The organism is Trichloromonas sp., assembly GCF_041583255.1.
In the GTDB taxonomy this organism is placed as follows: domain Bacteria; phylum Desulfobacterota; class Desulfuromonadia; order Desulfuromonadales; family Trichloromonadaceae; genus Trichloromonas.
Map to the genome: position 1 here is coordinate 1 of NZ_JBFHGD010000123.1, position 9874 is coordinate 9874.

Below are 9874 nucleotides of genomic sequence, written 5' to 3' on the forward strand. Positions count from 1 at the left end.
AATATATCTTATGCGACCCACCGTTTGTAAAGGGCACCAACGCAGAGAGGGCTCCCCCTTTCGAATAAAATAAATTCGGCTGGTCAGATGACTTCGTTTGGCTAAACTTTTAAGAAAAGGTAATTGGACTTTTCAGGAGGTCTCATGGAATCGAAAGACCTTGACGATCGAATCATCAGCACGGGCAAAAATTTCTTTTCCTGCATCCAGGGCGAAAAGCCCACCCTGTTCAACAAGAACCGCTGGGTCGGCAAGGTCATGGACTGGTGCATGCGCAACGAGGACTTTCGGCTGCAGCTGTTTCGCTTCGTCGATGTCTTCCCCTGCCTGCGGACCAATGAGATGCTGACCTCCCACATCCGCGAATATTTCAGTGGTGAAAACCACGACATCCCTGCGGTTCTTAAATGGGGCGCCCAGAGCAGCGGACTCGCTGGCGCTATCGGCGCGACAATCCTTAACAAGGTCATCAAAACGAATATCGAAGAAATGGCCAGGCAGTTCATCGTCGGCGAACAGACTCGAGATGCTCTCAAGAATATCGGCAAATTGCGGGATCAGGGCTTTGCCTTCGTGGTCGATGTCCTCGGCGAAGCCACCGTCAGCGAACAAGAAGCTGACACCTATGTTGCCACCTACCTTGAGCTGCTGCAGGCCCTGCAGCAGGCACAGGGCGACTGGCGCCCTCTCGGCAATGGCGCTTCCGGCCCTGACTGGGGGCATGCACCGAAAATAAATGTGTCGGTCAAGCCGTCCGCTTTTTACTCGCAAACCAAGCCGCAAAACTTTGAAGGCTCCGTGGCAACCATTACCGCGCGGATTTCACAGGTCTATGAAAGAGTCATCGCACTTGGCGGCTTCCTGTGCATTGATATGGAATCGAGTAAATACAAGGACATCACCCTCGAGGTTTTCCGGCGACTGCGCCTGCGGTACCGAGACTACCCACACCTCGGCGTGGTTTTGCAGGCGTACCTGACGGCTACCGATAAAGATCTTGACGAGCTGCTGGCCTGGGCCCAGGCGCAGAAGCTGCCTATCTCGATCCGCCTGGTCAAGGGTGCGTACTGGGATTACGAAACGGTGCTGGCCCGACAGAACGGCTGGCCCTCCCCGGTTTACACGGTGAAGGCGCAATCCGACGCCGCCTTCGAACGCCATGCGGCTACCATCCTGCAACATCATGCCTTCTGCCACCTTGCCTGCGGCTCGCACAATATCCGTTCGATCGCCGCAACCATGGAAATTGCCCGCCAGTTGGGCGTCCCCGAGGAGCGATACGAATTCCAGGTGCTGTACGGCATGGCCGAACCGGTGCGCAAGGGGCTGCTGGAAGTCGCCGGGCGAATCCGCCTGTACTGCCCGTATGGTGAAATGATCCCGGGGATGGCCTACCTGGTGCGGCGTCTGCTGGAAAATACCGCCAACGAATCGTTTCTGCGCCAGAGCTTTGCCGAGGAAACGGAGATTGCCCGCCTGCTTGAAGATCCGCAGAGAACCGCTGAACGTCAGGCGAGCGCTCAACCATTAAATGCGAGCGAGCAGCCTCCCCTCCCCGTTTTCTGCAACGAACCTGCCGTCGATTTCACCGTGGCCGCCCAGCGCCAGGCCTTTGCCGACGCCATCGCGCGGGTACGCAGCCGACTGGGACAGACCTATCCGTTGTTCATCGATGGAAAAGAGGTCAAGACGGAAGAACTTTTGCCATCGACCAACCCGGCGGACCCGGCGCAACTGGTGGGCGAGGTCTGCTTGGCCGGGGTTAAAGAACTCGAACAAGCCATCGCCGCGGCCAAGCGGGCCTTTCCCGCCTGGCGCGACACACCGGCCGAACAGCGGGCCGACTATCTGTTCAAGGCGGCCGAAGCAGCACGGGCGCGAGTTTTCGACCTGGCGGCCTGGCAGGTGCTCGAAATCGGCAAGCAGTGGGACCAGGCCTATGCCGACGTCACTGAAGCGATCGATTTTCTCGACTATTATGCCCGCGAAATGATCCGCCTGGGGGGGGCGAAGAAACTGGGGTCGGCGCCTGGCGAGGAGAATCGCTATAGCTACGAGCCACGCGGGGTCGCCGCCGTCATTTCCCCTTGGAACTTCCCCCTGGCAATCAGCTGCGGGATGGCCGCCGCCGCGATAGTTGCCGGCAACAGCGTGGTGTTCAAACCCTCTGGATTGACCCCGGTAATCGGCCATCAACTGGTCGAACTCTTTACCGCGGCCGGTCTGCCGGCCGGCGTCTTCAACTATCTGCCGGGACGAGGCAGCGAGATTGGCGACCCGCTGGTGGAACATGCGGAGGTCAGCCTGATCGCCTTTACCGGTTCAATGGAGGTGGGCCTGCGCATTGTCGAAAAAGCCGCCCGGGTTCAACCGGGGCAGCGGCACGTGAAGCGGGTGATTGCCGAGATGGGAGGCAAGAACGCCATCATCATCGACGACGATGCCGATCTCGATGAAGCGGTGCCGCATGTGCTCTATTCGGCTTTCGGCTTCCAGGGACAGAAATGCTCGGCTTGTTCGCGGGTTATCGTGGTCGATGCGGTTTATGACCATTTTGTTGAACGCCTGGTCGAGGCGGCAAAATCCCTGAAAATCGGACCGGCGGAAGATCCTGCCAACTACATGGGACCGGTCGCCGATGCCGCGGCGCAAGAGAAGATTCTCGAATACATCGAACTGGCCGGCCGCGAAGGGAAAATCCTTTATCGCAGCAGGGTCCCGAATACCGGCTTTTATGTGCCGCTGACCATCGTGGCGAATATACTCCCGGAGCATCGCATTGCCCAGGAAGAGGTTTTCGGGCCGCTGCTGGCAGTCATGCGGGCCGAAGATTTCAACCAGGCTTTGGAGTGGGCCAACGGCACCCGCTTCGCCCTGACCGGCGCACTGTTCAGTCGCAGTCCGGCCCATCTCGAGCAAGCCCGCCGCGAGTTCCGGGTCGGCAACCTCTACCTCAACCGCAACTGCGTCGGCGCTCTGGTTGAGCGTCAGCCCTTCGGCGGCGCCGCCATGTCGGGACTGGGCACCAAGGCCGGCGGCCCCGACTACCTGCTCCATTTCATGGATCCGCGCACGGTGACAGAAAACACCATGCGCCGTGGTTTTGCTCCGGAGGATGCGTAGCCGGAGCTATTAATTGATAAAAGTCACCATTTTCTCGATAGATGTGGTAAAGTTCGTGCCCTGAAAATGCGTTAAATCGATCACTACCGAAATACAGGAATGAATCTGAGATGAAAATCGAGTGGTACCCCGGACACATGACCAAAGCCAGCCGGCTGATCGCCGACGTGATCATGTCGTTCCACGTGGTCATAGAAGTGCTTGACGCCCGCCTCCCCCTCTCCAGCGCCAACCCGGTTCTGAAGAAACTGCGCCAGAACAAACCTTGCATCAAGGTCCTCAACAAGAGCGACCTGGCCGATCCAGACGTCACCAAGGCCTGGATTCGATATTTTGAAAAAGAGAACGGTGTTCGCGCCCTTCCCTTTGACTCCCGCAAGCGTTCCGATGTGGGGCTTATCACCACCCTCGCCAAGCGGCTGGCACCCAGTCGCTGCAAACCTGGTTTTCCGTTGCGGGCCATGGTAATCGGCATTCCCAACGTAGGCAAATCGACCTTGATCAACACCCTGGCCGGCAAGCGGATGGCCCGCATCGGTGACCGGCCGGCGATCACCACCTGCAACCAGCAGATTGACCTGCGTAACGGAATCATGCTTTCCGACACGCCGGGGCTGCTCTGGCCGGTCATGGATGACCAGGATGGCGCCTACCGCCTGGCCTCCAGCGGTGCCATCGGCGACAGCGCGTTGGATTACGTTGAGGTCGCCCGCTTTACTGCCGACTACCTGATGCAGCGCTATCCGAAACTGCTGCTTGACCGCTATAATCTTGCGGAAATCCCCGAGACCTCCATCGCCCTGATCGAAGAAATCGGCCGCCGGCGCGGCTGCCTGGTGGCTGGCGGGGAGATTGACCTGCACCGCTCGGCCGAAGCGTTCATTCGTGAATTTCGGGGTGGCAAAATTGGCCGGATCAGCCTCGAAGAACCTCCGGAAACGACTTGACAAAACTACAGCCAAACGGCTGAATTAACAACTAAAACAATTAGCTCAGGAGCGACAAATGGTCGTTGATATTTACGTAGGGAACATCCCCTTTGAAGCCACCGAAGAAGACGTTCGCAAGCTCTTTGAAGTGGCCGGCAAGGTCCGCTCAATCCATCTGATCACCGATCACATCTCAGGCAAGTTCAAAGGCTGCGGCTTTGTCAAGATGGCCGACGTCAAGGCCAGGGTGGTCATCGACACCCTCGACGGAGCGTTGCTGATCAACCGCCAGATCGAAGTTTCCGAAGCCAGGCCGCAGAAGCCCGGAGACTCCAAGCCGGCCGGGAATCGCGGCAGGAAACCCGGTTCTTCAAGCAATAAGCCACCAAGAAAACCCCGATAGCTAGAAAGCAAAAAGAGCGGTCATTCGACCGCTCTTTTTGCTTCTTGTATTTCAATTGATCAGCCGTGCCGTTCGACCAGAACGATCTCCTCCCCCTCGAACTCGACCACCTGGCCCTCGCGGAGCTTGCAGCGCTTGCGCAGTTCAACCGCACCGTCCACCCGCACCAGCCCTTCGGCAATCAACATCTTGGCCGTGCCGCCGCTGTGGCACAGGCCGGCACATTTAAGCAGGTTGTGCAGTTCAATGAACTCATGTCCCTGCAAATCGAATTCGATCATACCATAATCCGCCCTCATCGGGCCGCGTCGCCGCGCCCGGCAAATCTCTCGACCAGCCACTTGCACATCAACAGCAAGACCGGCGACAGATGCATGAGCAAATCGAAGATATCGATCGGCTGATGCAAGGACCCAGCAACCAGCATGCGGATCTTCTCGACGGCATGGGGCTGTGGGTAAAACGGCGCCAGCCCGAGAAGCAGCGCACCCGGGATCAGGACTGGGTACGGAATTCTGGCCAAAAACGCCTTCATGTACCCTACCCCTTGTGCGGTCCGCGGCGACCGGCTGACGGTTTTTTTCCACCCGGTTTGGAACGGCGCTCGGCAAATTTGTCAAAAGGACGTTTCTTGACCGGCTTATTCTTGGCGGGGGTCAGGGTTTTGCCCTTGTCAACACTCAGCTGCAGCCTTTGGCCGCAGACCCAGACATCCTGCAGCAGGCGCATCGTTTCTTTGGGCAGATCCGCCGGCAGGTCGACCAGGCTGAACGCGTCGTGGAGCTTGATCTGGCCGATATCGTTGCTGCTGAGCTGAGCCTCGTTGCTAATGGCGCCAACGATGTGGCGCGGCTCCACCCCGTGAATGCGGCCGACTTCGATCCGGTAACGGCATAGTCCCGCGGCCCCTCCTGCCGCAGATTTGCGTTCAGCAAAGGCAGGGCGCGCTGCGTTATCCGCTGCCAAAACCACCTCGGCCGGGCCGCCCTCGAGCTGCAGCGGTTTGTCCTTCTGCACCAGGTACGCCAGGGTGGCGGCGATACGCCGGTGACCGACGTCGAATTCATCCTGGTAGCTGTCAATCAGTTCTTCGAAGAATTCCAGGTCCTGGGATTCCATGGCTTCGGCGATCTGCTCCTTGAACAGGCCGATACGGCGATCGGTGATGTCCTTGTGGCTCGGCAGGCTCATCGGCGTAATCGGCTGGCGGGTCGCTTGCTCGATAGCGTAGAGCATGCGCCGTTCACGGGGGGCCACAAAGAGGATTGCCTGCCCTTCCCGCCCGGCCCTCCCCGTTCGCCCGATGCGGTGGATATAGGACTCGGTGTCGTAAGGAATATCGTAGTTGACGACGTGGCTGATCCGCTTCACATCGAGGCCGCGGGCGGCGACATCGGTGGCCACGACGATGTCAAGCGTCCCGTTCTTGAGGCGTTCGATGGTCTTTTCCCGCAGGGCCTGGGTCATGTCGCCATTGAGGGCGGCGCTGGAAAAGCCACGTCCTTCCAGCTTTTCAGCCAGCTCGACGGTGGCGATCTTGGTGCGGACGAAGATGATCATCGCCTCGATCTCTTCTGCTTCGAGAATCCGGGTCAAGGCATCGAGCTTGTGCAGGCCTTTGACCTGCCAGAATCGTTGCGTGATGGTTTCAACGGTGGAAGTCTTGCTCTTGATGCGGATTTCAACGGGATCCTTCAGGTGGCGGCGGGCCACCCGCAGTACCTCGTTGGGCATGGTGGCGGAAAAGAGCGCGGTCTGCCGCTCCGCCGGCGTATGCTCGAGGATCTGCTCGACTTCTTCGATGAACCCCATTTTGAGCATTTCGTCCGCTTCGTCCACGACCACGCTGGTAAGCCGATCCAGCTTCAAGGTGCCGCGCCGCAGGTGATCCTGAATACGGCCGGGGGTGCCGACTATTGCCTGCACGCCCCGTTGCAGCTGGCGCAGCTGCTGACTCATGTTCTGGCCGCCATAAACGGGCAGCACCTGGAAGCCCGGCAGATGACGGGCGTAGGTCTGCATGGCCTCGGCGACCTGCAGAGCCAGTTCACGGGTCGGGGTCAATACCAGGATCTGCGGGCTTTTGAGCGACAGGTCGAGACGGCTCAAGAGCGGCAGCGCAAAGGCGGCCGTCTTGCCGGTGCCGGTCTGGGCCTGACCGAGCAGATCGCGCCCATCCAGCAGCGGCGGGATGCTCTGGGCCTGGATCGGCGAGGGCGTTTCATAACCAAGTTCATTAACCACCTTGTGAAGGGCGGGAAGGATGGCGAGCTGAGCGAAGCTGACAACGGAATCTTCTGACATGAATAACCTGTATGGGTAGTGCTCGGGAGGGCTGCGGAAAGGCGATCGAGCGGGATTGAAAGACGGTAAAATTCACCGGAACAGCGAACTTCACTAAGATGCCGAAGTGTAACCCATAATTGATCAAAGAGCCAACTATTTTGCGGGCGGCCGCGTGATTGATGGCCGCCCGCAAAAGTCGTTGCGATGGCATCAGTGCTTACCCGGCGCAAGGGCTACGCCCCGGCGTTCCCAGTGGATATAGGCCTCAAGGGCGATCATTTCGGCACTGTCTGTGCCCAAATCCGTTCCCTCAAGAGGGTTCCTGATACACCAGTTGATCATATGCCGCAGTTCGACCACCTTGCCGAGCTGTTTCTGAAACTTGGGGTAGGTTTCCGGGTGGGAATTGGCGGCATTCGGATGGCACTGGGCGCAGGCCACGCCATTGGTACCCAGTTCGGCGCTCACCCACAGGGCCCGCCCTTTTTCAACCACCGACAGGTACTCCCCTTCCCAGCGTTTCAGGTCAGACGGGCTGAATTCGTCGGCCCTCGCCAGGGTCGCTGCACACAACAGCAGACCGAGGACGACTACGGACAACTGTATGGTTTTCATAAAATCTCCTCTGATCAGTAATGGGTTTGCGGGGCAATCCTCTGGCTTTCCCCCTGGTAGGCAACATCCTCGGGTCGACCTGTTTCGGGATTGAATTTCACCGTCCGGGTCGAGTTATTGTAGAGGTTGAAGCTCATATCCGCCTTGCCCGAAACCAGGTTGACGAACTGCCAACCAGTGGCATCCCGCTCGAAGAAAGGGTCGGCTCGATTCATCGGCACGGTCAGCTTGGGCAGGTGGCTCTCGGCCTGGGCGTAGCTCTGGGGATAAGGCCAGGGCCATGCCGTAGCCATGACAGAGTTGAAGCTGATGTTGCCGATCTGGTTGTACTGGATCTGGTGAACGTGCCCGTACAGCACGGTCACCTTGTTGAACGGCTTGAGCATGCCCTGCAGTTCTTCGGCGTCCTCGGTCCAGAAATTCCACCCTTTGTAGATCTTCTGCAATGGCGAATGGGACAGGACCACGACCGGGGTGGTCTTTTTCACCTTGTCCAGATCGCCCTTCAACCATTTTCGCTGTTCTTCACCGACCATGAACGGCGAGCCGTTAGGATTATCCAGCCCGGCCATCTCAAGCATGCGTTGTTCGGCGCTAGGCCAGCGATTGTAGGTCCAGTCGTCATAGGTGCGGATGCTGTTGAGGACGATGAAGTGCACTCCCTTGTGGTCAAAGCTGTAGTATTGGGGCCCGAAGAGTTTTTCCCAGTAGGCGCCCATGTCCAGGTAATAGTCGTGCTCCCCCATGACGTAATGGGTTTTATAGCGCAGTGCGGACATGATCTCTGCCCCGTGATCAAGTTCGGGCTTATTGCCGAGCTGGGCCAGGTCTCCTCCGAAAACAACGAAATCGGGCTTGGGGTTGAGCAGGTTCGTTTCGGCCACGGCACGGATCAGGCCGCGATCCCAGTTGCGTACGAATTTGTTGCCCGAGATATGCTGGATATGAGCATCGGAAATGTAGGCAAAGGTGAAATTTTCTGCCGCGTCGGCAAAGGCCAGTTCGACCAGGCTGATCGGCAGGCTGGCCGCTATGGCAAAGGCGCCGGCCCCTTTAAGGAAATCACGACGATTGACGGAAGAGTTCATGGTCTTCTCCTATTTCTGCTCGGCTGCGGCCGTCTGGGCAAATGGGGGACTGGTTAAAGATTCCATGAAAGCGACCAGGTCGTCGATCTGCTGATCGCTCAGGTTGAGGGGGCGGATCCCGCCGCTTAAAAAATCGTTGACCTGGTCATCCTTTTCAGTGACTCCTCCGTTGTTGTAATGAACAACCGTTTCCCTGAGGGTCTTCAGGCTGCCGTCGTGCATATAGGGGGCCGTTACCGCAATGTTGCGCAGGGTGGAGGTCTTGAAGGCGCCGAGATCGTCAAACTGGTCGGTTATGGCAAATCGGCCGAGTTCTGAGGTTTTCTTGTCGGTAAGCACGGCGATGTCGACATCAATCCCTTCAGCCTTGGCCTTGAGAAAGGCGCCCGCCAGCTGCGGAATGTCATCCTGAATCGGGTTGATACCGACGCCGATATTGTGGAAGCGGTTGTCGGTAAACAGAGCCTGGGTCTGCTCGATGACATGGCAGGAAACACAGCGCCCCTGACCAATAAAAACCTCAAAGCCACGTTTCGCCGCAGCACTCACGGCATCGCTGTCGCCACCGAAATACCAGCGGTCAAAGGGAGAGTTGCCGGCAACGATGGTCCGCTCAAAGGCGGCGATTGCCAGGTTAACCTCCCTCAGGGTGACCTGATCGCCGGCTTTGGCGAACACGGCCTTGAAGGCTTCAACGTATTCCGGATCGGTGCGGACGATCTGCAGAATCGGTTCGTGATCCTTGAGACCCATTTCGACCGGGTTGACAAAGGGATGGATAGACTGCTCCTCAAGATCCTGCGAGCGGCCATCCCAGAACAGTTTGTTGAAATAGGCTGAATTGATGATGGTCGGCGCGTTGCGGGTGCCGGTCAGCTTGTGAATCCCCTCGGATACGCTCAAGGGGCTGTCCGTGAAGGCTTTCTGCTTCTCATGGCAGGTGGCGCAGCTCACTTCTCCGGTTGAGCTGAAGCGTTGATCATGAAAGAGCTTGTCGCCTAGCTCGATTTTTTCAGGTGTTGGCGGATTGTCTGTCGGGATGGGCACCTCAGGTAGTCCCAGCAACTCTGATTCCGCCAGGGCCAACCCGGGAGCTGCGATCAGCAACAGCAGCAGAACGGATAAAGCAAATCGTCTCATGGCAAGACCTCCTCTGTGGTTTAAGGCTGTACAGGAAAGCTTACCTTGAGTTAGAGAATTTTAAAGTATCTCGTGCCCTTTCTAATTCAACCCGTTCAAAGAGTAAAGGCGTCAGAACTGACTGTCCTGACGCCTTTACTCCTTTGTGGTTTAGAAAAAAGCTACATCCGTTCCAGGGTTTCAATGCCGAGCAGATTCAGCCCCTGCTTGAGGGTGCGCGCGGTGAGCAGGGAAAGCTTCAGGCGGCTGTTGCGGGTCTCGGCATCTTCGCAGACCAGCACCGGACAGCT

10 protein-coding genes are annotated in these 9874 nt (G+C 58.0%); 3 read left to right on the forward strand and 7 right to left on the reverse strand.

The features are described 5' to 3' along the window. Positions 1 to 144: 144 nt before the first annotated feature. The 3 genes from pruA (at position 145) to ABYV89_RS10695 (ending at position 4455) form a co-directional block, all read left to right on the forward strand. On the forward strand, positions 145 to 3123 hold the full coding sequence (pruA, locus tag ABYV89_RS10685; RefSeq protein WP_432822941.1) for an L-glutamate gamma-semialdehyde dehydrogenase: 2979 nt from the start codon (positions 145 to 147) through the stop codon (positions 3121 to 3123). Between the two features lie 110 nt (positions 3124 to 3233). Continuing rightward, complete coding sequence (gene ylqF, locus ABYV89_RS10690; RefSeq protein ID WP_432822942.1) at positions 3234 to 4070, forward strand: ribosome biogenesis GTPase YlqF; 837 nt, start codon at positions 3234 to 3236, stop codon at positions 4068 to 4070. A gap of 58 nt (positions 4071 to 4128) precedes the next feature. Further along, the gene (locus tag ABYV89_RS10695; RefSeq protein ID WP_432822943.1) at positions 4129 to 4455 is read left to right on the forward strand and encodes an RNA recognition motif domain-containing protein; all 327 of its coding nucleotides are present in this window, start codon (positions 4129 to 4131) and stop codon (positions 4453 to 4455) included. A 59-nt stretch (positions 4456 to 4514) separates the two neighbouring features. Here the strand turns inward: ABYV89_RS10695 and ABYV89_RS10700 are convergent, their stop codons facing one another. The 7 genes from ABYV89_RS10700 to ABYV89_RS10730 form a co-directional block, all read right to left on the reverse strand. Next, positions 4515 to 4736 carry an RNA-binding S4 domain-containing protein gene (locus ABYV89_RS10700; RefSeq protein WP_432822944.1) on the reverse strand — a complete coding sequence of 74 codons (222 nt, stop codon included), beginning with the start codon at positions 4734 to 4736 and terminating at the stop codon, positions 4515 to 4517. A 14-nt stretch (positions 4737 to 4750) separates the two neighbouring features. Next, positions 4751 to 4990 (reverse strand): RND transporter, encoded by a 240-nt coding sequence (locus tag ABYV89_RS10705; RefSeq protein WP_432822945.1) that lies wholly within the window; start codon positions 4988 to 4990, stop codon positions 4751 to 4753. Between the two features lie 5 nt (positions 4991 to 4995). After that, positions 4996 to 6759 carry a DEAD/DEAH box helicase gene (locus tag ABYV89_RS10710; RefSeq protein ID WP_432822946.1) on the reverse strand — a complete coding sequence of 588 codons (1764 nt, stop codon included), beginning with the start codon at positions 6757 to 6759 and terminating at the stop codon, positions 4996 to 4998. Between the two features lie 192 nt (positions 6760 to 6951). Next, on the reverse strand, positions 6952 to 7356 hold the full coding sequence (locus ABYV89_RS10715; protein WP_432822947.1) for a cytochrome C: 405 nt from the start codon (positions 7354 to 7356) through the stop codon (positions 6952 to 6954). A gap of 14 nt (positions 7357 to 7370) precedes the next feature. Next, the gene (locus tag ABYV89_RS10720) at positions 7371 to 8444 is read right to left on the reverse strand and encodes a metallophosphoesterase (protein ID WP_432822948.1); all 1074 of its coding nucleotides are present in this window, start codon (positions 8442 to 8444) and stop codon (positions 7371 to 7373) included. Positions 8445 to 8453: 9 nt separating this feature from the next. Next, positions 8454 to 9584: a cytochrome-c peroxidase gene (locus ABYV89_RS10725; RefSeq protein WP_432822949.1), complete on the reverse strand. Its 1131-nt coding sequence runs from the start codon at positions 9582 to 9584 to the stop codon at positions 8454 to 8456. A gap of 161 nt (positions 9585 to 9745) precedes the next feature. Next, on the reverse strand, positions 9746 to 9874 hold a 129-nt coding region (locus tag ABYV89_RS10730; protein WP_432822950.1), incomplete at its 5' end, for a DALR anticodon-binding domain-containing protein.

What these genes read in the sequence shown, in the direction of transcription:
- ABYV89_RS10720 (WP_432822948.1), bottom strand. Translation starts at nt 8,444, where the DNA reads ATGAACTCTTCCGTCAATCGTCGTGATTTCCTTAAAGGGGCCGGCGCC.
- pruA (WP_432822941.1), top strand. Translation starts at nt 145, where the DNA reads ATGGAATCGAAAGACCTTGACGATCGAATCATCAGCACGGGCAAAAAT.
- ABYV89_RS10715 (WP_432822947.1), bottom strand. Translation starts at nt 7,356, where the DNA reads ATGAAAACCATACAGTTGTCCGTAGTCGTCCTCGGTCTGCTGTTGTGT.
- ABYV89_RS10710 (WP_432822946.1), bottom strand. Translation starts at nt 6,759, where the DNA reads ATGTCAGAAGATTCCGTTGTCAGCTTCGCTCAGCTCGCCATCCTTCCC.
- ABYV89_RS10725 (WP_432822949.1), bottom strand. Translation starts at nt 9,584, where the DNA reads ATGAGACGATTTGCTTTATCCGTTCTGCTGCTGTTGCTGATCGCAGCT.
- ABYV89_RS10705 (WP_432822945.1), bottom strand. Translation starts at nt 4,990, where the DNA reads ATGAAGGCGTTTTTGGCCAGAATTCCGTACCCAGTCCTGATCCCGGGT.
- ABYV89_RS10695 (WP_432822943.1), top strand. Translation starts at nt 4,129, where the DNA reads ATGGTCGTTGATATTTACGTAGGGAACATCCCCTTTGAAGCCACCGAA.
- ABYV89_RS10700 (WP_432822944.1), bottom strand. Translation starts at nt 4,736, where the DNA reads ATGATCGAATTCGATTTGCAGGGACATGAGTTCATTGAACTGCACAAC.
- ylqF (WP_432822942.1), top strand. Translation starts at nt 3,234, where the DNA reads ATGAAAATCGAGTGGTACCCCGGACACATGACCAAAGCCAGCCGGCTG.